At 72.2% G+C, this 19,697-nt stretch carries 18 protein-coding genes and 1 other RNA gene; 3 read left to right on the top strand and 16 right to left on the bottom strand.

Annotated elements, in window-relative coordinates:
• Positions 1-19: 19 nt before the first annotated feature.
• The 9 genes from ABZ385_RS09420 to ABZ385_RS09380 form a co-directional block, all read right to left on the bottom strand.
• Positions 20-301: an HU family DNA-binding protein gene (locus ABZ385_RS09420; protein WP_016645140.1), complete on the bottom strand. Its 282-nt coding sequence runs from the start codon at positions 299-301 to the stop codon at positions 20-22.
• A gap of 230 nt (positions 302-531) precedes the next feature.
• On the bottom strand, positions 532-1,965 hold the full coding sequence (locus ABZ385_RS09415) for an NAD-dependent malic enzyme (RefSeq protein ID WP_358584573.1): 1,434 nt from the start codon (positions 1,963-1,965) through the stop codon (positions 532-534).
• Positions 1,966-2,324: 359 nt separating this feature from the next.
• Positions 2,325-4,664 (bottom strand): UvrD-helicase domain-containing protein, encoded by a 2,340-nt coding sequence (locus ABZ385_RS09410; RefSeq protein ID WP_358910669.1) that lies wholly within the window; start codon positions 4,662-4,664, stop codon positions 2,325-2,327.
• A 108-nt stretch (positions 4,665-4,772) separates the two neighbouring features.
• On the bottom strand, positions 4,773-5,615 hold the full coding sequence (locus ABZ385_RS09405) for a zf-HC2 domain-containing protein (protein WP_358910667.1): 843 nt from the start codon (positions 5,613-5,615) through the stop codon (positions 4,773-4,775).
• Positions 5,612-6,187: a sigma-70 family RNA polymerase sigma factor gene (locus ABZ385_RS09400; RefSeq protein WP_358584570.1), complete on the bottom strand. Its 576-nt coding sequence runs from the start codon at positions 6,185-6,187 to the stop codon at positions 5,612-5,614. Before ABZ385_RS09400 ends, ABZ385_RS09405 begins: the two co-directional genes overlap by 4 nt.
• 197 nt (positions 6,188-6,384) lie before the next feature.
• Complete coding sequence (locus ABZ385_RS09395) at positions 6,385-6,972, bottom strand: CGNR zinc finger domain-containing protein (RefSeq protein WP_358910665.1); 588 nt, start codon at positions 6,970-6,972, stop codon at positions 6,385-6,387.
• Positions 6,973-7,174: 202 nt separating this feature from the next.
• Positions 7,175-8,362, bottom strand: coding sequence for a uroporphyrinogen-III synthase (locus tag ABZ385_RS09390; RefSeq protein WP_358910663.1), 1,188 nt, complete (start codon positions 8,360-8,362; stop codon positions 7,175-7,177).
• A gap of 105 nt (positions 8,363-8,467) precedes the next feature.
• Positions 8,468-9,811, bottom strand: a complete 1,344-nt coding sequence (locus tag ABZ385_RS09385) for a nitrate/nitrite transporter (RefSeq protein WP_358910661.1) — start codon at positions 9,809-9,811, stop codon at positions 8,468-8,470.
• Between the two features lie 237 nt (positions 9,812-10,048).
• The gene (locus ABZ385_RS09380) at positions 10,049-10,600 is read right to left on the bottom strand and encodes a MarR family transcriptional regulator (RefSeq protein WP_358910659.1); all 552 of its coding nucleotides are present in this window, start codon (positions 10,598-10,600) and stop codon (positions 10,049-10,051) included.
• Between the two features lie 195 nt (positions 10,601-10,795).
• On the opposite strand from ABZ385_RS09380, the gene ABZ385_RS09375 reads away from it, so the two are divergent.
• Both ABZ385_RS09375 and ABZ385_RS09370 read left to right on the top strand, forming a co-directional pair.
• Positions 10,796-11,743 carry an EamA family transporter gene (locus ABZ385_RS09375; RefSeq protein WP_358584561.1) on the top strand — a complete coding sequence of 316 codons (948 nt, stop codon included), beginning with the start codon at positions 10,796-10,798 and terminating at the stop codon, positions 11,741-11,743.
• Between the two features lie 64 nt (positions 11,744-11,807).
• The gene (locus ABZ385_RS09370; RefSeq protein ID WP_358910657.1) at positions 11,808-12,455 is read left to right on the top strand and encodes an NAD(P)H-binding protein; all 648 of its coding nucleotides are present in this window, start codon (positions 11,808-11,810) and stop codon (positions 12,453-12,455) included.
• A gap of 80 nt (positions 12,456-12,535) precedes the next feature.
• On the opposite strand, the gene dacB is transcribed toward ABZ385_RS09370, so the two are convergent.
• The 6 genes from dacB to ftsE all read right to left on the bottom strand — a co-directional run bounded on the left by dacB (position 12,536) and on the right by ftsE (position 18,249).
• Positions 12,536-14,143 (bottom strand): D-alanyl-D-alanine carboxypeptidase/D-alanyl-D-alanine-endopeptidase, encoded by a 1,608-nt coding sequence (gene dacB, locus ABZ385_RS09365; RefSeq protein ID WP_358910656.1) that lies wholly within the window; start codon positions 14,141-14,143, stop codon positions 12,536-12,538.
• Positions 14,144-14,250: 107 nt separating this feature from the next.
• Positions 14,251-14,621, bottom strand: a transfer-messenger RNA (tmRNA) gene (gene ssrA, locus ABZ385_RS09360).
• Between the two features lie 143 nt (positions 14,622-14,764).
• The gene (gene smpB, locus ABZ385_RS09355) at positions 14,765-15,286 is read right to left on the bottom strand and encodes an SsrA-binding protein SmpB (protein ID WP_358584555.1); all 522 of its coding nucleotides are present in this window, start codon (positions 15,284-15,286) and stop codon (positions 14,765-14,767) included.
• Positions 15,287-15,304: 18 nt separating this feature from the next.
• On the bottom strand, positions 15,305-16,510 hold the full coding sequence (locus ABZ385_RS09350) for a S41 family peptidase (RefSeq protein WP_358910654.1): 1,206 nt from the start codon (positions 16,508-16,510) through the stop codon (positions 15,305-15,307).
• Between the two features lie 78 nt (positions 16,511-16,588).
• A complete protein-coding gene (ftsX, locus tag ABZ385_RS09345) occupies positions 16,589-17,506 on the bottom strand; it encodes a permease-like cell division protein FtsX (RefSeq protein ID WP_358584551.1) in 918 nt (305 codons plus the stop codon).
• A 53-nt stretch (positions 17,507-17,559) separates the two neighbouring features.
• Positions 17,560-18,249, bottom strand: coding sequence for a cell division ATP-binding protein FtsE (gene ftsE / locus ABZ385_RS09340; RefSeq protein WP_358584549.1), 690 nt, complete (start codon positions 18,247-18,249; stop codon positions 17,560-17,562).
• A 239-nt stretch (positions 18,250-18,488) separates the two neighbouring features.
• Between ftsE and ABZ385_RS09335 the strand changes: the two genes are divergently transcribed.
• Positions 18,489-18,674: a hypothetical protein gene (locus ABZ385_RS09335; protein WP_358584547.1), complete on the top strand. Its 186-nt coding sequence runs from the start codon at positions 18,489-18,491 to the stop codon at positions 18,672-18,674.
• Positions 18,675-18,902: 228 nt separating this feature from the next.
• Here the strand turns inward: ABZ385_RS09335 and ABZ385_RS09330 are convergent, their stop codons facing one another.
• The gene (locus tag ABZ385_RS09330; RefSeq protein ID WP_358910652.1) at positions 18,903-19,622 is read right to left on the bottom strand and encodes a hypothetical protein; all 720 of its coding nucleotides are present in this window, start codon (positions 19,620-19,622) and stop codon (positions 18,903-18,905) included.
• Positions 19,623-19,697: the final 75 nt, after the last annotated feature.

The following is a 19,697-nucleotide window of genomic DNA, read 5'->3' as shown; positions in this document are numbered from 1 at the left end:
TTCAGCTGCTCAGGGTTACTTACTTCCCCTTGGCCGCTTCCTTCAGCTTGGAACCAGCCGAAACCTTGACGCTGTAGCCGGCCGGGATGTTGATCGGCTCGCCGGTCTGCGGGTTACGGGCGGTGCGAGCGGCACGGTGGGTGCGCTCGAAGGTCAGGAAGCCGGGGATGGTGACCTTCTCGTCGCCCTTGGCGACGATCTCGCCGACAGTCTCGGCGAACGCGGCCAGCACGGCGTCGGCGTCCTTGCGGGTCACCTCGGCGCGGTCGGCCAGCGCGGCCACCAGCTCACTGCGGTTCATGTTTGTACTCCCGTGTTCTTTTGCCGTTGAGGCGTGATCGAAGCCGATGCTGCCAGGGTCCTCGGACAGTCCCCGGACCCGGGTCTTGCGTCAGACCCTCGCGCCCGATTACGCATCCTGCCCCCACCTGCGGCGGGAAAGCCAATCCGGCACCCTCCACAGGGCCGCAGGGCCATGGTCCGCCACCCTAAAGGGGCGTTTACGACCCGGCGTCCCGCGACGCGCCGAGGTCAGGCGGACGTGGGACCCGTCACAGCGGCGCCCGCGGCCTTCGCCGCGGTGCGCACCGCACCGGCCACGGCGCCCGCGACCTTGTCGTTGAAGACGCTCGGGATGATGTAGTTCCGGTTCAGCTCGTCCTCGGCGACGACGTCGGCGAGCGCGCCCGCGGCGGCCAGCATCATCTCCGTGTTGACGGTACGCGACTGGGCGTCGAGCAGGCCGCGGAAGACGCCCGGGAAGACCAGGACGTTGTTGATCTGGTTGGGGAAGTCCGAGCGGCCGGTGGCCACGACCTCCGCCGTCTGGCGGGCGATCGCCGGGTCGACCTCGGGGTCGGGGTTCGCGAGCGCGAACACGATGGCGCCCTCCGCCATGGCCGCGACGTCGTCGCCGTTCAGCACGTTCGGGGCCGAGACGCCGATGAACACGTCGGCGCCGACGACGGCCTCCTTGAGCGTGCCCGTGAGGCCCTCGGGGTTGGTGTTGTCGGCGATCCAGCGCAGCGGCGAGTCGGCGGCGGCGGAGACCAGGTCCTCGCGGTCGGCGTGCACGACGCCGTGGATGTCGGCCACCACGGCGTTCTTGACGCCCGCCGCGAGCAGCAGCTTGAGGATCGCCGTGCCGGCCGCGCCGGCGCCCGACATGACCACGCGCACGTCGCCGATGCCCTTGCCCACCACGCGCAGCGCGTTGGTGAGCGCGGCCAGGACCACGATCGCGGTGCCGTGCTGGTCGTCGTGGAAGACGGGGATGTCCAGGGCCTCGCGCAGGCGTGCCTCGATCTCGAAGCAGCGGGGCGCGGAGATGTCCTCCAGGTTGATGCCCGCGAAGCCGGGGGCGATCGCCTTGACGATCTCCACGATGGCGTCGGTGTCCTGGGTGTCCAGGCACAGCGGCCAGGCGTCGATGCCGGCGAAGCGCTTGAAGAGGGCCGCCTTGCCCTCCATGACCGGCAGGGCGGCCTTCGGGCCGATGTTGCCGAGCCCGAGAACGGCCGATCCGTCCGTTACGACCGCAACGGAGTTGCGCTTGATGGTCAGGCGGCGCGCGTCCTCAGGGTTCTCCGCGATCGCCATGCAGACCCGGGCGACACCCGGGGTGTAGATCATGGAGAGGTCGTCACGGTTCCTGATGGGGTGCTTGGACTGCATCTCGATCTTGCCGCCGAGGTGCATCAGGAACGTACGGTCGGAGACCTTGCCGAGGGTCACGCCCTCGATGGTGCGCAGCTGCTCGACGATCTCGTCGGCGTGCGTGGTGGAGGACGCCGCGATCGTCACGTCGATCCGCAGCATCTCGTGGCCGGAGGCCGTGACGTCGAGGCCGGTGACCGAGCCCCCGGATGACTCGACGGCCGTGGTGAGCTGGGAGACCGCGGTTCCGCTCGCGGGCACCTCCAGCCGGACCGTCATCGAGTAGGAGACGCTGGGCGCCGTTGCCATGGCCGACTTCCTCTGCTTTCACCTTGTAGCTGTTGCCGTCCGATGGTCGCACCTACCAGCGGGTACGTGGTAGTCGCCCCGGATTGAGAACGTTTTGTTCACCGGCGGTCACATCGCGCTGTCCGACTGATTTCGGAAAGATGTTTCCACCATACGAGAAGTTGAAGAAAACAGAAAGAGGCCCACGTCACGTGGTGACGTGGGCCTCTCCCCTTACGTTCATGACACCGGCCCGCCATGCTCGCCTCGCGGCAAGTGGTCGCTCGTGGCGACGAAGGTTGGGCCCGGGGGCTTGGATCGAGCCGGTGCCACATCCAAGGTAACAAACGAATCCCGCAGGGCAATTCCGTCCCGGGAACTCAATCCCGGAGCAGGTCCGGCACGCCCCGCTCGTCCGGTTCGTCCCGGTCCCCCGAGACCACCGTGAGCTGCTGCGTCGCCCGCGTCAGCGCCACGTACAGCACCCGCAGGCCCGCCGGGGACTCGTCGGCGATCTCCGCGGGCGAGACGACGACCGTCGCGTCGTACTCCAGGCCCTTGGCCTCCAGGCTGCCGAGCGCCACCACGCGGTCGCCGAGGCCGTCGAGCCAGCGGGCCGCCTGGTCGCGGCGGTTCATCGCGACGACCACGCCGATCGTGCCGCTCACCCGCTCCAGGAGCCGGGCCGCCTCCGCCCGCACGGACGCGCCGAGGTCCCCGTCGCGCACCACGGAGAACCGCGGCTCCACGCCGGTCGAGCGGACCGCCGACGGGGACAGGGCGCCCGGCATCGCGAGGGCCAGGACCTTGGCGGCCAGCTCCGCGATCTCGGCGGGGTTGCGGTAGTTGACGGTGAGCGTGAAGCGGCGGCGCGGGCGGCTGCCCAGGGCCTCGTCGCGCGCCGCGGCCGCCTCGTCCGGGTCCGACCACGAGGACTGCGCCGGGTCGCCCACGACCGTCCAGGTGGCGTGCCGCCCGCGCCGGCCGACCATGCGCCACTGCATGGGGGTGAGGTCCTGCGCCTCGTCGACGATGACGTGCGCGTACTCGGTGCGCTCGGCCGCCAGGCGCTCGGCGCGCTCGCGCTGGGTCTCCTCGCGCTGCGGCATCAGCTCTTCGAGGCCCGTGAGCAGGTCCAGGGGGTCCAGCTCCTTCTTCTTGCGGGGCCGGTGCGGCGTGCCGAGGATCGCCTGGAGTTCGTCCAGGAGCGCGACGTCGTGCACGGACAGGGCGTCCCGCTTCAGGGAGCGGGCGACCTTGCGGACCTCGCCGGGGTTCAGGACGCGGCGGGCCCAGCGGCCGAGGCGCCGCTCGTCGCCCATCGCGGCGAGCACCGCGCGCGGGGTCAGCTCCGGCCACCAGGCGTCCAGGAAGCGGATGAAGTCGTCCTCGGACGTGATGTCGTCGTCGAAGGAGGAGCGCAGCTCGGCGGCCAGCTCGGGGTCGGAGTGGCGGCCCGCGGCCCCCGACTGCGACCACAGGGCGTCCAGGAGGAGCTTGCGGGCGCGCGGGCGCAGCAGATTGACCGGGGCGGTCCCGCCCAGGGCGTTGCGGCGGATGCGGTCGAGCTGCTCCGCGTCCAGTTCCAGTCGGCGGCCGAACGCGACGACGCGCAGGCGGGAGGGGGCGCCCTCGGGCTCCCTGGGCGCGGGCGCCGGGTCGTCACCGAAGGCCAGCTGCTCGTCGCGCGGGGGCGCGGGCCTGGCCGCCATGCCCTCCAGCGCGCCGCGCGCCGCCTTGCGCAGCACCGTCAGCATCCGCGAGGAGCCCTTGACGCGGGCCACCGCCGGGGAGTCGTAGACCGTGGCCTCGACGCCGTCGACCAGGGAGCCGACCGCGCGGATCGCCACCTGGCCCTCCTCGCCGAGGGAGGGCAGGACGCCCTCGGTGTAGGCGACCAGGAGCGGGGTCGGGGAGACGATGAGGATGCCGCCCGCGTACCGGCGGCGGTCCTGGTAGAGCAGGTAGGCGGCGCGGTGCAGCGCCACCGCCGTCTTGCCGGTGCCGGGGCCGCCCTCCACGTACGTCACCGACGCGGCGGGCGCGCGGATCACCATGTCCTGCTCCGCCTGGATCGACGCGACGATGTCCCGCATGGTGTGGCCGCGGGCCTGGCCGAGCGCGGCCATCAGCGCGCCGTCGCCGATCACCGGGAGCCGCTCGCCGTCGAGGTAGGCGGTGATCTCCGGGCGCATCAGGTCGTCCTCGACGCCGAGGACCCTGCGGCCCTTGGAGCGGATGACGCGGCGGCGCACGACGCGGCCCGGGTCGACGGGCGTGGAGCGGTAGAAGGGGGCGGCGGCGGGCGCGCGCCAGTCGATGACGAGCGGGGAGTAGTCCGCGTCCAGGACGCCGATGCGGCCGATGTGCAGCGTCTCGGCGATCTCGGCCGTGTTGTCCTCGTTGACGGCGCCCTCGGCGGGCTCGACGGCCGTGTACGCGCCGTCGGGCCCCTTCTTGCCGTCCTTGCCCCGGAGCAGGTCGATGCGGCCGAAGAGGAAGTCCTCGAACTCGTTGTTGAGCCGGTTGAGGTGGACCCCGGCGCGGAAGACCTGCGCGTCGCGCTCGGCGAGCGCGCCGGGCGTGCCCACCTGTGCACGCTGCGCGGCGTCGTTCATCAGGAACTCGGCCTCGTGGATCTTCTCCTCGAGGCGCCGGTAGACCTGGTCGAGATGGTCCTGCTCGACGCTGATCTCACGGTCGCGTGTGCCTGACGGCATGACTGCGTTGACGTCGGCCACCGGGGCCCCTTTCAAGCGTGCTGCTGCCCCTGTTGAGCAGCCGTCCACCGTACGCGAAAGGGACCGTGCTTGTGCACCCGGTCGCGGTTACACGTCGACCCTGACCAGCCGGTCGCCGTCGAACGTGGTCACCTCGAAGTGATCGATGTCGTTGCGGTCCATCGCGGCGCCCCCGTGGACGTACAGCGGGCCGCGCGCCCACTTGTCCGGGCTGTCCTTGATGCCGTAGCCCCACTTGGGCACCGACCAGCTGGTGACCGTCTCCTTGGCGCCGTCCTTGCCGACGGCGACCAGGGAGCACTTCAGCGGGCCCTTGACGTTCTTCAGCTCCAGGACGGCGTGGGTGCCCCACGCCTTCTTCTCGGTGCCGACCGTGGCGCTGACCTTCGTCGCCGGGTCCGTGGCCCCCGCCTTCTCGTCCATGTGGTGGAAGAAGGCGTCCTCGGCGGGGCTGGTGGGGTGCGGGTCGGCGGCGACGTCCTCGGGGCCGCCGCCCTCGCCGGTCACCGCGAGGACCGCGAGCGGGCCGCCGACGATCAGTGCGACCGCCGCCGCGACCAGGAGCAGACCCCGCCTGCGCCGCTGCTCGCGCCGGCGCGAGACCTCGCCGAGCAGGCGGTCGGCCAGGCGGGGGCCGGGGCGGGCGGCGAGCTGGTCGCCGACGGTCGGTACGCGGTGGGCGCCGTGTCCGCCGTGATCCCGGTGCCCGTCGTGGCCCCCGTGCCCCTCGGGGAAGCCGGCCAGCGCGGCCAGCATCGGCTCCACGCCGGACAGCTCCTCCAGCTGCCGCGCGCACGGCTCGCACCCGGCGAGGTGCGCCTCGAACCGCGCGGCGTCGGCCTCGTCCAGGACCCCGAGGGCGTAGGCGCCGACGCTCTCGTGGACGGTCTCGTCCTGCCACCCGCCCTGGTGGCCGTGGAACCCGGTCATGCCGTCACCCCCCGCTCCTCCAGTGCGAGCTTCATCGAGCGAAGCGCGTAGAAGACCCGTGAGCGGACCGTGCCGCTGGGGATGCCCAGCGTCTGCGCCGCCTCGTTGACCGTACGCCCTTTGAAGTAGGTTTCAACAAGTACCTCTCGGTGCGCGGGAGTCAGGTCCTCCAGCGCGTCGGAGAGTGTCATCAGCCACAGCGCCTTATCGATCTCGTCCTCCGCGGGGATGACCTCCAGCGGCGACGGATCGACCTCCTGCGGCCGGGCCTGCCGGCTGCGGTGGCCGTCGATGACGATGCGCCGGGCGACCGTCACCAGCCAGGGGCGTACCGAGCCGGTCGCCCGGTTGAGCTGACCGGCGTTCTTCCAGGCACGGATGAGTGTCTCCTGCACGACGTCCTCGGCGCGCTGCCGGTCTCCCGCGACGAGCCGCAGCACGTACGCGAGGAGGGGGCCGGCGTGCTCGCGGTAGAGCGCGCGCATCAGCTCCTCGTCCGGGCCCGCCGGCCGGCCGAGTCGGTGCCGGGGCGGCCGGCGGCGTTCATCGGCCACGGCGGAATCCTTGCGCACGTCTGCCTCCGGTGTCCGCCCTTCGGGCGGGTCGGGCGGGTCTCACGACGGGGATACGTACGCGGGGCGCGGGGCGTTCAACGCCTCGCGGGGCGGGTTTGGTTCGGGTCCGTACCGGGTGCGTATCGGGTGCGGATTCCGGCACGGGTTCAGGTGCGGATTCCGGCGCGGGTTCAGGTGCGGGTCCGCGGGCGGGTTCAGGTGCGGGCGAGGGCGGCCCTGCGGCGGTGCCGGGCGACCCGCTCGCGGTTGCCGCACACCTCGCTGGAGCACCAGCGGCGGCGGTGTCCGCGCGAGGTGTCCAGGTAGACGAGCGGGCAGTTGTCGCCCTCGCACCGGCGGATCCTGGCGCGGGCCCCGGGGTCGGTGAGCAGGTCCACGGCGTCCCTGGCGAGGCAGGCGACGAGCGCCGCGCAGTCCGGGTCCTCGCCCAGGGCGCGGACCAGGGTGCCGTCGGCGGCGCGGACCGCGCGGGGGGCCGGGGGCGCCTCGGCGGCGAGGGCGTTGACCCGCTCCAGGGCTTCGGCGGCGGGCCTGTGCTCGATCTCGCCGAGGACCGACTGCCGTATCTGGCCGCGCAGTTCGTGGAAGGCGGTGAGCCACGCGGGGCCCGCGGCGCGCAGGGGTGTGCCCGCCGGGACGAGGCCGGTGCCCACGAGCCAGGCGCGCAGTCCCGCCACGGAACCGAGCCGTTCCACGGGGTGGGTGGTCGCCACGAGGTCCAGACAGCTCCGCCCGGAGTCGAACCGCGGCTCGTACGGAGCGGGGGCCGTGTGCAGCGCCATGCGTCTGTCACCGCCTCGGGGGTCACCGGTGAGTGAGGGCGGTGGCGTGCCACCGGTTCGAGGCCGCCGCGCACCGCGTACTCCCTACAGTGCCCGTCCCCCGCCGGGTCCGGAACCCCTGCCACCGCACGCATCGGACGCGGCGTCAGCTTTTCGGGGGCGGGCGGTTGCTTGTCGCGGGGCGGCGGGGCCGGCCGGACGGTCACTGGCCGTACTTGGACTCCGCCGTCGGGTCGACCGCCAGCCGGTACCCCCGCTTGACCACCGTCTGGATCAGCTTCGGCGCCCCCAGCGACGTACGCAGCCGGGCCATCGCCGTCTCCACCGCGTGCTCGTCGCGGCCCGCGCCGGGCAGCGCGCGCAGCAGCTCGGCGCGGGCGACCACCCAGCCGGGGCGGCGGGCGAGGGCGCGCAGCAGGGCCATGCCGGCGGGCGGCACGGCCCGCAGCTCCTCGTCGACCAGCACGGCGTGACCCCGGATCTCGACCCGGTGCCCGGCGACGGGCAACACCCGGGCGCGCGAGGGCAGTTCCTGGCACAGCAGCTGGACGAGCGGGCCGAGCCGGAAGCGCTCGGGCTGCACGGTGACCACCCCGCGGGACTGGAGCGGCAGCGCCGTCACGGGCCCCACACAGGCGGCCAGGACGTCGTGGTCGAGGGCGGCGAGGAACTCGGCGGCCATGCCCCGCTCCTCCGCCCGCGCCAGCAGCGAGGCGGCGGCGGGCGCGCTGGTGAACGTCAGCGCGTCCACGCCCCGCCCGGCCGTCGCGTCGAGCAGCCGGTCCACGGGGGCGAGGTCCTCCGGCGGCAGCCACCGGTACACCGGTACGCCGACGACCTCCGCGCCCCCGGCCTCCAGCGCCTCGACGAAGCCGGGCAGCGGCTCGCCGTGCAGCTGCAGGGCGATACGCCGTCCCGCGACGCCCTCGCCGAGCAGCCGGTCGAGGACCTCCGCCATGGACTCGGAGGAGGGCGACCACTCCTCGGTGAGCCCGGCGGCGCGCACCGCGCCCTTCACCTTCGGCCCGCGGGCGAGCAGCTCCACGCCGCGCAGGCAGCCGAGCAGGGCGTCGCCGTACCCCCAGCCGTCGGCGGCCTCGATCCAGCCGCGGAACCCGATGGCGGTGGTGGCGACCACGACGTCCGGCGCGTGGTCGATCAACTGCCGGGTCGCGGCGAGCAGTTCACTGTCGTCGGCGAGCGGCACGATGCGCAGGGCGGGGGCGTGCAGCACGGTGGCGCCGCGCCGCTGGAGCAGCGTGCCGAGCTCGTCGGCGCGGCGGGCGGCGGTCACGCCCACGGTGAATCCGGCGAGGGGTCCGTGCGCCGGCCGCGCACCGGACGACGGGCCGGGTGAGGGGCTGCTGGGCTGTGGTGGAGTGGCGTGCATGGTTACGTCTCGTCTCGTCCCGCTCGTGGCTCGTGGGCGGCGGACGACCGAGCCTGTCAATCGTGCGTGACAGGCCCGGATCACGGCGATGTCCGCCGTGTTACGTCACACCTCGGCGTAGCTGAGCCGCGGCTTCGCGTCCTGGTCGGCTCCGGCGACCGTCCGCGTGGCCGCCTTCCCGCGAAGGTATACGGCCCAGGTGAGGACGGAGCACACCCCGTAGAAGGCGAGGAACCCGACGTAGGCGCCCGTGCCCGACCCGGCGCTCTGGAAGGACTGCCGCAGCGCGAGGTTGATGCCGAGCCCGCCGAGCGCGCCGACCGCCCCGATCAGCCCCATCGCCGCCCCCGACAGCCGCCGCCCGTAGGCCGCGGCCTCCTCGCCCACGAGCCCCTTGCGCTCCGCCTTGGTCTGGAAGATGCCGGGGATCATCTTGTACGTCGAGCCGTTGCCGAGCCCGGTGAGCACGAACAGCGCGATGAAGGCGCCGACGAACAGCGGCAGCGACTCCTTGACGGAGGCCACCACGATGACGCCGGTCGCGGCCCCCATCCCGACGAAGTTGCCGAGGGTGATGCGGGCGCCGCCGAACCGGTCGGCGAACCGTCCGCCCACGGGCCGGATGAGGGAGCCGAGCAGCGGGCCGATGAAGGTGATCTGGGCGGCCTCCAGCGGCGTGCGCCCGAACTGCGTCTGCAGGACGAGCCCGAAGGCGAAGCTGTACCCGATGAACGAGCCGAACGTCCCCACGTACAGGAACGCCATGATCCATGTGTGCGCGTCCCGCGCCGCCGCCCTGACCGCCCCGGTGTCGTTGCGCACGGAGGAGATGCTGTCCATGTGGCGGGCGGCGCAGAAGACGGAGAGGAGGATCAGCGGGATGTAGATCCCGAGCACCACCCGGGGCCCGCCGCTCGCCCCGATGACGGCGAGCCCGACGAGCTGCACGACCGGTACGCCGATGTTGCCGCCCCCCGCGTTGAGGCCGAGCGCCCAGCCCTTCTGCCGCAGCGGGAAGAAGGAGTTGATGTTGGTCATGCTGGACGCGAAGTTGCCCCCGCCGACGCCGGTGAGCAGCGCGCACACCATGAAGGTGGTGTAGGAGGTCCCCGGTTCCATGACCGCGAAGGCGGCGACGGTCGGCGCGAGCAGCAGCGAGGCGGCGATGACGGTCCAGTTGCGGCCGCCGAAGCGGGCGACGGCGAAGGTGTACGGGACGCGGACGACGGCGCCCACCAGGGTGGCCATCGACACCAGGAAGAACTTGCCCGCCGGGTCGATCCCGTACTCCGGTCCCATGAACAGGACCAGCACGGACCACATGCTCCAGATGGAGAACCCGATGTGCTCGGAGAGCACCGAGAAGGCGAGGTTCCGCCGGGCGACGCGCTCGCCCCCCTCCTCCTTCCAGAACCTCTCGTCCTCCGGGTCCCACCGCTCGATCCACATCACGTGCCTCCACGGCTAGTCCGCAACCACGTCCGCGTCCACATCCGCGTCCGCGCCCACCGGCCCCGGCCGGCGCGGCCGGGGTGGCGTCGGTCCCGAAGGTAGGGAGAGCGCGTTTCGGTCCTGTGGCGTCGGGTGACCGGCGGGGAACGTTGCTCTCACCGGGGGCGGGGCGCGGTGGTGAGGGCGGGCCGCCGCCGAGGGGTGCGGGCGGCCGGTGGGGGCATGGGCGGCCGGTCAGCCGAGGTGGGTGTCCCCGAGGGAGACCAGGAGGCGGCGCAGCGCCCGGTCCAGCGCCTCGCGGTCGGCGGGGGTCAGGGCGGCCAGCATGCGCTCCTCGTTGGCGATGTGGTCGACCACCGCGCGGTCCACCAGGTCGAGTCCGGCCTCGGTGAGGCGTACGCGGATGGCCCGGCGGTCGGCGGGGTCGGGGCGGCGCTCGATCAGCCCCTTGCGCTCCAGCTTGTCGAGGCGGTTGGTGATGGCGCCCGAGGTCACCATCGCGGTCTTCAGGAGGCCGCCCGCGGTCAGCTCGTGCGGGGCGCCGACGCGGCGCAGCGTGGCGAGCACGTCGAACTCCGGGAACTCCAGGTTGTACTCGGCGAACACCTTCTTCATGCCCTTGCTCAACAGGTGGTCGGCGCGCTTGATGCGGCCCACCAGGGCCATCGCGTCCAGGCCGGAGAGTGCCAGGTCGGGACGTTCGCGGCGCCACTGGGAGCGGAGCTCGTCGATGGCGTCGGGGCGGGGGTCGGCGGGCTGCTGCTCGGCGGGCTGCTGGTCGGCCATGGGGTGCTGCTCCTTCGGGTTCTTCCTGAGGCGGTTTTCTCAGCGCTCGGTATCTGAGCGTCAGGCATCTGAGCGTCAGGCATCTCAACGAAGAATCTCTCAACATTCAGATACTTGACGTTCGCGGACCGCTGGTCCATATTTATCTCAACGTTGAGAATAACAGCGTTCAGGGGAACAACGAGGGGAACCGTCATGTCCGTCAGCCACAGCACCGCCGCACAGCGTCCGGCCGCAGCGCCCACGGCCCCCGGCACCCGGGCGCCCCGCACCTCGGCCAAGGCCGCCGCCGGTGTCGCCGCGCTCGCCGCCATCGGCCCGGCCACCTGGGGCACGACCTACGTGACGACCACCGAGCTGCTCCCCCCGGACCGCCCGCTGCTCGCCGCCGCCCTGCGCGCGCTGCCCGCCGGCCTGATCCTGCTCGCGCTCACCCGCCGGCTGCCGCGCGGCGACTGGTGGTGGAAGGCGGCCGTGCTCGGGATGCTCAACTTCGGGGCGTTCTTCCCGCTCCTCTTCTTCGGCGCCTACCGCCTGCCCGGCGGGGTCGCCTCCACGATCAGCGCGGTCATGCCGCTGCTGGTGGCGGGCCTCGGGGCCGGCGTCCTGAAGGTGCGGCCCACCCGCCGTACGCTGATCGCGGGCCTGGTCGGCGTCGTGGGCGTCGCCCTGCTGGTGCTGCGCGGCAGCGCGGCGGTCGACGCCACCGGGATCGCCGCGATGCTGGCGGCCACCACGCTGATGGCCCTGGCCGTGGTCCTCAGCAAGCGCTGGGGCCGCCCCGAGGGAGTCTCGCTGCTCACGCTCACCGGCTGGCAGCTCACCGCGGGCGGACTGGTCCTCGCGCCCCTCGCCCTCACCGCGGAGGGCCTGCCCGACCACTTCACCGGCGCCAACATCGCCGGGTACGCCTACCTCGGCGTCATCGGCACGGCCATCGCGTACGCCCTGTGGTTCCGCGGCATCGAACGCCTCCCCGCCTCGTCGGTGTCCTTCCTCGGCCTGACCAACCCGGTGGTGGCGACGCTCGCGGGCCTGCTGCTCCTCGGCCAGACGCTCACGTTCTGGCAGGTCGGCGGCCTGCTCCTGGTCCTGGCGAGCGTCTTCCTCGGCCAGAACCTGCGCCGCGCCGGCAAGTCCTGACCCCGCCCCTCGTCACCGCCCACGCCCCCATACGCGAACACGAACACGAACCCGAGGAGAACCCATGCGCATCACCGTCTTCGGAGGAGCGGGGACCGCCGGCAGCCGCGTCGTCACCGAGGCACTGACCCGCGGCCACGAGGTCACCGCGGTCGTCCGCGACCGGGCCCGCTTCACCGAACTGCACCCCCGCGCCACGCACCGCACGGGCGACGCGGGGGACCCGGCCCAGGTGGCGGAGCTGGCCGCCGGGCAGGACGTCGTGGTGAACGCCACGAGACCGGCGCCGGGCCGCGAGGCCGACCACGCGGCCGTCACCAGGGCCCTCCTGGCGGGCCTCGCCGCCACCCCGGACGTCCGCCTCCTGGTCATCGGCGGGGCGGGCAGCCTGACGGTCCCCGGCACGGACGGCACCCGGGTGATCGACGACCCGAGGTTCGTCCCCCCGGCGTGGCGCCACGTGGCCGAGGCCTCCAACGCCCAGTACGAGGCACTGCGCACCGCGGACACCCCCGTGAACTGGACCTACCTGAGCCCCCCGGCGCTCCTGGAACCGGGCGTCCGTACGGCCCGCTTCCGCCTCGGCAGGGACGAACTCCTTATAGACGCGGCGGGCAAGTCCTCCCTGTCCATGGAGGACTTGGCGGTGGCCCTGCTCGACGAGACGGAATCCCCCCGCCACCCCCGCGGCCGCTTCACGGCCGGATACTGAACGGCCGGCCACCGGGCGGTCACCCCTGTGTGGCCGCACCCCCGAGGCAGGCGGTCGGACCGCCTGCCTCGCCCTGTTGCTCAGCAGCGCGCAGGCTTCCGCCACGAGCACTCCACGTCGGCGTCCTGGCCGTGGTCGCCGTTTTTGGCCGCGCGCGACGAACGGGGCGTGACCGGTACCGCCTTGTCCTCCGTGGACGAGGCGAGGGTGACGACGATCGCGTCCTCCAGCGCCTTCACCAAGGGGGCCAGGTGGTTGTTGAGGATGACGCTGAACACCAGTTCGCGGCCGCCCTTGTCCGTCACGTAGCCGGACAGCGCGGAGGCGCCCGTCAACGTGCCGGTCTTGGCGCGGGCGTTGAGGGCCGCCGGGGTGCCGCACATCCGCGAGCGGAGCGTGCCGCCGACGGACTTGCCGGGCCCGCAGGCCACCGGCAGCGACGCGTACCAGTCCGCGAACCACGGCTCGCCCCGCACCGCACGCAGCAGCGCGATGTACTGGTCGGCCGGGGCGTTGTCCTTGCGCGAGAGGCCCGAGCCGTCGACCTGGCGCAGCCGGCCCGGGTCGACGCCGGCGGTCTTCAGATAGCCGCCGATCGCGGTGATGCCGTCGCCCCAGTTCCCCGGGCGCCCCGTGGCCTCGTACCCCATGGCCTTGGTGAGGCTCTCCGCGTGCATGTTGTTGGAGAGTTTCATGAACGGCACCAGGAGGTCCTTCAGCTTCATGGACGCGTGCGAGGCGAGCCGCCGGGCGCCCTCGGGCGTGGCGGTCCCGGTCCGAGTCGGCCCGCTCACCCGCACCCCGTGCGCGGCCAGCGCGTCCCTGAAGACGGCGGCCGCGTATCCGGTCGGCTCCCAGACGGTGACCCACTCCTTGGTCGTGGCCCCGCCGACCGGGACCGTGCCGCTGACGGTGAGGGTGTTCGTGCCGTGCCGCCGCTCCACGGCGAGGGTGTCCGCGCCGCCCCCGGCGACGGTCCGCGCCCGCAGATCGACGTCCACGTAGTCGGTCCTCGGCGTCAGGGTGACCCGCGGCCTGTCCCCTGCCCTCGCCCCCGGCGCCACCTCGACGATGACCGTGCCGGTGTCGTAGTCCGTGTCGGGGGCAAGGCTCAGGGCGCTGATCTGCGCCGCGTAGTACGCGGACTCGTCGTCGGCGCTCCAGGTGTCGCCGACGCGCCGGGCGTCGAAGCGGGTGTCGTCGGCGATCAGGCGCCCGGAGACGCGCCGGATGCCGGAAGCGGCGACCTGCGCGGCGAGCCGGTCGTAGTCCCCGGCGAGCGTCGTGGGGTCGCCGGTGCCCCGCAGATACAGGTCGCCGCGCAGGACGCGGCCCTGCCGTTGGCCGGCGGCCAGTACGTCGGTGGTGAACCGGTGGTCGGGCCCCAGCAGCTCCATGGCGGCGGCCGAGGTGAGCAGCTTGGTGTTGGAGGCGGGCATGAGGCGGCCGCTGGGCCGGTGCCGGTAGAGGACGTCGCCGGTCGCGGCGTCGGCGACGACGACACTGGCGACGGCGCCCTCCAGCCGGGGGTCGCCGAGGACGGTGTCGATGGCCTCGGGCAGCCCCGAGCGGTCGGCGTCGGCCCCGGCGGGGGAGCCGACGGAGAGGGTGGCCGCCGTGACGGCGAGCACGGCGGGCCAGATCCAGTGGCGCATACGGTGGTTGACGCGTCTCACGGGTCTTCTCATGACCCTGGAGCATCCCGGAAGGCGCCGCCGGGCGACAGACCCCGCTCCGGCCGGACACGGAAAAAGCCCCCTGGCCGGGGCCAGAGGGCTTCAACCTCACATGGGAATTGTGGAGATGGCGGGAATCGAACCCGCGTCCAACGGTGCAGAATCAGGGCTTCTCCGTGTGCAGTTCGCTGCGATTTTCTCGGCCCCGGCGATCACGCGAACAAGTCGCCGACGGGCCCAGTCACTGTTTGATTTCCTCCTGGACCCCGTGACCGGGTCCAGAAGTTTAGTTCCCTAGCTGATGCCAGGATCCGGGTCGGGAACAGCCCCGGGCTGACACTTCACCGAGTCGCTACTTAGGCAGCGAGGGCGAAGGAATCGCGCTTGGTGTTGGCGATTATTGTTTGCGACATATGGTTTACGAGATCATTGCCGCTTCCTCGACACGCTTCCCCTGCTTCGACATCCGCTGTCGAAACCGATCATCCCCATGTTGTTTTTTCAATGTGAGCCCCTGCTGGGCGGGGACCCGGTGCTCCTGCCGTGCGGAGCAAGGCCCATCGTACGTGACCGATGCCCGACGGTGCCAGCCCATTCCCGCGGGTCCCGCGGGCGCCCGGCCCCGGCGGACGGCTAGGCGATGCCCTGCCGGCGCCGCGCCGCCGAGATCGCGCGGTTCGTCTCCCGCGTGTCCTGCTTCTCGCGCAGCGTCTGCCGCTTGTCGTACTCCTTCTTGCCCTTGGCCAGCGCGATCTCGACCTTGACCCGGCTGTCCTTGAAGTACAGGGCCAGGGGCACGATCGTGTGACCCGTCTCCTGCGACTTGGACTCCAGCTTGTCGATCTCCGCGCGGTGCAGCAGGAGCTTGCGCTTGCGCGTGGCGGAGTGGTTGGTCCACGTGCCCTGCACGTACTCCGGGACGTGGATGTTGTGCAGCCACGCCTCGCCCCGGTCGATCTGCACGAAGCCGTCCACCAGGGAGGCCCGGCCCAGCCGCAGCGACTTGACCTCGGTGCCCATCAGCACCAGGCCGCACTCGTAGGTGTCCAGGATGATGTAGTCGTGCCGCGCCTTCTTGTTCTGCGCGACCATCTTGCGGGCGGGGGCCTTCTCATTGGCCTTCGCGGCCTTGCGTTTTACCTTTTCCTTCGCCATAGTGCGGCCATTTTCGCACTACGAGGGGGGTCCGAGGCCAGTCAATACCGCTTCGGCCCGCTCCTTCGCCCCGCGCTCGACCTCCAGGTCCGGGGTGATGCCCCGCCCGTCGACCGCCCGCCCCGAGGGGGTGCGGTAGTGCCCGACGGTCAGCTCGGCGACGGAACCGTCGGGAAGACGGCTCGGCATCTGGACCGACCCCTTGCCGAAGGTCCTGGAGCCCACCACCACCGCGCGGCCCCGGTCCTGGAGGGCGCCCGTGAGCAGCTCGGCGGCGCTCATGGTGCCGCCGTCGACCAGCGCCACCACCGGCCGGTGGGCGTCGCCGCCCCGCTCGGCGTGCAGGGCCCGCTGCTCGCCCCGCACGTCGTACGTGGCGACGAGACCGCCGTCGACCAGCGCCGACGAGGCGGTGACCGCCTCCGAGACCAGGCCGCCGGAGTTCCCGCGCAGGTCGAGCAGGATCCCGGCGCCCTCGGGGGCCTCGCGCACGGCCGTGCGCACCGCCTCACCGGAGCCCTTGGTGAACGCGGCGACCTTGATCATGACGGCCCCGTCGGACAGCTCGGTGACGGTGACGGAGTCCGTGGAGAGGCGGGCCCTGCGCAGCGTCTCGCTCCACGCGCGCGTGCCGCGCGTCAGACCCAGGCGCACCGGGGTGCCCGCGCGGTCGCCGCGCAGCAGGGCGACGACCTCCGTGACGGGGCGGCCGGTGACGCGCTCGCCGTCGACGGCGCGCAGGCCGTCGCCCTCGCGGATCCCGGCGCGCTCCGCCGGCCCGCCCTCTTGGACCCGGGAGACCTCGATGCGCCCGTCGGCCCCGCGCCTGGCCCACAACCCGACGCCGGTGTACGCGCCGTCCAGGGCCTGCTCGAACTTCCGGTACTCCCCGTGGGAGTACACCGAGCCCCAGCGGTCCCCGCTGCGGCTGACGGCCTTCTCGGCGGCGTCCTTGGCGGACTTGCCGTCGGCCATCGCCTCGGCGGCGGCGTCGGCGGCCTCCTCGGCGCTGCCGGCCTCGCCGCCGAGCGGGGCGACGGCTCCCGGCCGCGTCGCGGGGGGCGGCGGGTTTCGGCCGTCGTCCGCCGTGTCGCTCCAGGAGCCGGTGGCGGCGCCGGTGACCAGGACGCTCGCGAAGACCAATGTCAGCGTGGCCCCGCGGCGGAGGCGGCGGACGCGCGGGGGCACGGCGAGCCGATCGGCGAACCGGTCGAGACCTGACATGCCGGTGAGTCTAGGACAACGAGGGGCGCCGCACGGTTGGTTGAACCATGCGGCGCCCTGGGACGACGAGGGTACTCGTCACACCTTGAGGTACTTGCGCAACGCGAAGAAGGCGGCGAGCGCGGGCATCAGCAGGCCGATCGCGAGCACCAGCGGCAGCTTGGTGAGGACCGCGTCCCAGCCGATGAAGTTGATGAGGTTGATCTTCTCGGAGAGCGCGAGACCGTGGTCGATCATGAAGTAGCGGCCCGCGACGAGCATGCCGCAGGCGAGAGCGCCGCCGATGAGCCCGGCGACGGCGGCCTCCATGATGAACGGCATCTGGATGTAGAAGCTGGAGGCGCCGACCAGCCGCATGATGCCCGTCTCCCGCCTGCGGCTGAACGCCGAGACGCGCACGGTGTTGACGATCAGCATCAGCGCGACGACGAGCATCAGCGCCATCACGGCGACGGCCGCCCAGTTCATGCCGTTGAGCAGCTCGAAGAGGTTCTCCAGGTAGTCCTTCTGGTCCTCCACGGACTGCACGCCGTCACGCCCCGAGAAGGCGGTGGCGACGACCTGGTACTTCTCCGGGTCCTTCAGCTTGACGCGGTAGGACTCCTGCATCTGGTCCGGCGTGAGGGAGCTGGACAGCGGGGAGTCGCCGAACTGCTCCTTGTAGTGCTTGTACGCCTCGTCCGCCGTCTCGTGCGTGACCGTGTCGACGACCGGCATCTTCTTCAGATCCCGCAGGATCTGGTCCTTCTGCTCGTTCGTGACGGCGCCCTTGGCGCACTTGGGGTCCTGCTCGGCGTCGGCCTTGTTGCACAGGAAGATCGAGACGTTGACCTTGTCGTACCAGTAGCCCTTCATCGTGCTCACCTGGTCGCGCATGAGCAGCGAACCGCCGAAGAGGGCGAGCGAAAGCGCTACGGAGACGATGACCGCGAAGGTCATCGTGAGATTGCGGCGGAGACCTACGCCGATCTCCGACAGGACGAACTGGGCGCGCATGGCGGCCTTTCAGTGGATCAGGTGGATCAGATGGTACGGGCGGGGCGTAGCCGTCAGTGCTGGTAGCCGTAGACGCCGCGCGACTGGTCGCGCACGAGACGGCCCTTCTCCAGCTCGATGACCCGCTTGCGCATCTGGTCCACGATCTGCTGGTCGTGAGTGGCCATCACGACGGTGGTGCCGGTGCGGTTGATCCGGTCGAGCAGCTTCATGATGCCGACGGAGGTCTGCGGGTCGAGGTTGCCGGTCGGCTCATCCGCGATGAGGAGCTTGGGTCGGTTGACGAACGCGCGCGCGATGGCGACGCGTTGCTGCTCACCGCCGGAGAGCTCACCGGGCATGCGGTCCTCCTTGCCGCCGAGTCCCACCAGGTCGAGGACCTGGGGCACGGACTTGCGGATCTCGCCGCGGGACTTGCCGATGACCTCTTGCGCGAAGGCGACGTTCTCGGCGACGGTCTTGTTGGGCAGCAGGCGGAAGTCCTGGAAGACGGTGCCCAACTGGCGGCGCATGTGCGGCACCTTGAAGTTGGACAGGCGCGCGAGGTCCTTGCCCAGGACGTGCACCTGGCCGTGGCTGGTGCGCTCCTCGCGCAGGACGAGGCGCAGGAAAGTGGACTTTCCGGAGCCGGAGGACCCCACGAGGAAGACGAACTCGCCCTTCTCGATCTCCAGGGAGACGTCCCTGAGCGCGGGGCGGGTCTGCTTGGGGTAGGCCTTGGAGACGTTGTCGAAACGGATCACGGATGCACCACGGGTTGCCGGGGGTAGGTGTGCGTGACCCTACGCGAACCCGGTGCGCGAGCGCAGTCGGCGTCCGGAGTTGCGCGGTTTGTCGCGCTGGTACGGGGGTGCGGAACCCCCGAAACGGTGGCGGGGCGGCGGGCCGCGCCGAAATCCGCGGAAGCTGGCACAGTGGTAGGGGGAACGATTGGGTTCCCCGTAGCGTTGGGCAGGCTGAGACTGTGCGGGAGGAGAAGCGCATGACCCTGGATCGGTTGGTATGCGCGAACTGCGCAGCGCCCGTGAGTGAAGGCCGTTGCCCCGTGTGCCGGGCCAATCGCGCGCGCATGCAGCAGGAGGGGCCCTTCGCGGGCCTCAATCCCGCGGCACTGATAGCGCTGCTCGTCGTCCTGATCGCGGCGGTGGCGCTGCTGGCGCAGCGCTAGTCGCCCGGTCCGCGCAGCCGCTCGAACGCGGAGCGGCAGGAATCGCGGAGCGGCAGGAATCCGGACCCGAGAAGGGCCCGAGGCTTCGATGAAGCCCCGGGCCCTTCTCGCGCGCATGTCCTGCTATGCCTGTCCTGCCCGCCGCGCACACCCGCACTGTGTACGTCGGCACTGCGTACGTCGTGTACGTGCCGTACGTCTCAGTGCGTCACGCGGCTCACGCCTCGGTCAGGCGGCCGCGCCGCGGTTGCCGACGAGGCGCGGCAGGACGCGGAAGCCGATGCCGCCGGCGATCATCGTCGCGGCGCCGATCACCAGGAAGGTGGTCTCGGTGGCGCCGGTCTCGGCCAGCTCGCCGTTGCCGCCCCGGGCAGCGCCTCCGGTGCTGCCACCGGTGCCCTTGTTGCTGCCGCCCTGCTCGACCGGCCGGGAGCCGGTGTCGGTCAGGCTGTCCTTGCCCTGGCCCTGCTCGACGGGGTTGGAGCCGCCGGCCGGGTCGGTGTCGTTGCCGCCGCCGTTGCCACCGCCGTTGCCGTGGCCGTTCCCGCCGCCGTTGCCGTTGCCACCGCCGTTGCCGTGGCCGGGCTCGTTCGGGCCGCCCGGGTCCGAGGTGGGCGGGTCGGTCGGGTCGGTGGGGTCGGTCGGGTCGGGGTCCACCGGGTCCTCGGTCGGCTCCGGCGGGTCCGTCGGCTCACCGGTGGGCTCCGGCGGGTCGTCCGTCGGCTCCTCGGTGGGCACCGGCGGGTCGTTCGTCGGCTCCTCGCCCGGCTCCAGGTCCACGTCCACCCCGACGCCGCTGTCGTCCGCGTGGGCGCCGGCGCCCACACCGCCGAGGTCCACGCCCACGTCGAGGGCCGAGGCGGCACCCGCGGCGGTCAGCGAGGCGCCGGCGGCGATCACCGCACCGGCGGCTATCCGCGCGACACGGATCCGCGTCTTCTTGGTCATCTGGTTGCTACCCCCAGTAGCTGAATCGTCAGAGAGGCAGCGTCCGGGGCGGCGTTCGCCGGGGCGTTCGAGCAG

Origin of the sequence: Streptomyces sp. NPDC005898 (assembly GCF_040629635.1) — a bacterium.
Taxonomy (GTDB): Bacteria; Actinomycetota; Actinomycetes; order Streptomycetales; family Streptomycetaceae; genus Streptomyces.
The sequence above is the reverse complement of the archived record's forward strand: the minus strand, read 5'-3'. Positions and strand labels throughout refer to the sequence as shown.

Coding starts and splice junctions, on each gene's coding strand:
- ABZ385_RS09395 (WP_358910665.1), bottom strand. CDS start 6,972: ATGGCGCTGCACACGGCCCCCGCTCCGTACGAGCCGCGGTTCGACTCC.
- ABZ385_RS09375 (WP_358584561.1), top strand. CDS start 10,796: ATGTCCGTCAGCCACAGCACCGCCGCACAGCGTCCGGCCGCAGCGCCC.
- ABZ385_RS09370 (WP_358910657.1), top strand. CDS start 11,808: ATGCGCATCACCGTCTTCGGAGGAGCGGGGACCGCCGGCAGCCGCGTC.
- ABZ385_RS09350 (WP_358910654.1), bottom strand. CDS start 16,510: ATGTCAGGTCTCGACCGGTTCGCCGATCGGCTCGCCGTGCCCCCGCGC.
- ABZ385_RS09420 (WP_016645140.1), bottom strand. CDS start 301: ATGAACCGCAGTGAGCTGGTGGCCGCGCTGGCCGACCGCGCCGAGGTG.
- ABZ385_RS09335 (WP_358584547.1), top strand. CDS start 18,489: ATGACCCTGGATCGGTTGGTATGCGCGAACTGCGCAGCGCCCGTGAGT.
- ABZ385_RS09390 (WP_358910663.1), bottom strand. CDS start 8,362: ATGCACGCCACTCCACCACAGCCCAGCAGCCCCTCACCCGGCCCGTCG.
- ftsX (WP_358584551.1), bottom strand. CDS start 17,506: ATGCGCGCCCAGTTCGTCCTGTCGGAGATCGGCGTAGGTCTCCGCCGC.
- dacB (WP_358910656.1), bottom strand. CDS start 14,143: ATGAGAAGACCCGTGAGACGCGTCAACCACCGTATGCGCCACTGGATC.
- ABZ385_RS09380 (WP_358910659.1), bottom strand. CDS start 10,600: ATGGCCGACCAGCAGCCCGCCGAGCAGCAGCCCGCCGACCCCCGCCCC.
- ABZ385_RS09330 (WP_358910652.1), bottom strand. CDS start 19,622: ATGACCAAGAAGACGCGGATCCGTGTCGCGCGGATAGCCGCCGGTGCG.
- ABZ385_RS09415 (WP_358584573.1), bottom strand. CDS start 1,965: ATGGCAACGGCGCCCAGCGTCTCCTACTCGATGACGGTCCGGCTGGAG.
- ABZ385_RS09410 (WP_358910669.1), bottom strand. CDS start 4,664: ATGCCGTCAGGCACACGCGACCGTGAGATCAGCGTCGAGCAGGACCAT.
- smpB (WP_358584555.1), bottom strand. CDS start 15,286: ATGGCGAAGGAAAAGGTAAAACGCAAGGCCGCGAAGGCCAATGAGAAG.
- ABZ385_RS09385 (WP_358910661.1), bottom strand. CDS start 9,811: ATGTGGATCGAGCGGTGGGACCCGGAGGACGAGAGGTTCTGGAAGGAG.
- ABZ385_RS09405 (WP_358910667.1), bottom strand. CDS start 5,615: ATGACCGGGTTCCACGGCCACCAGGGCGGGTGGCAGGACGAGACCGTC.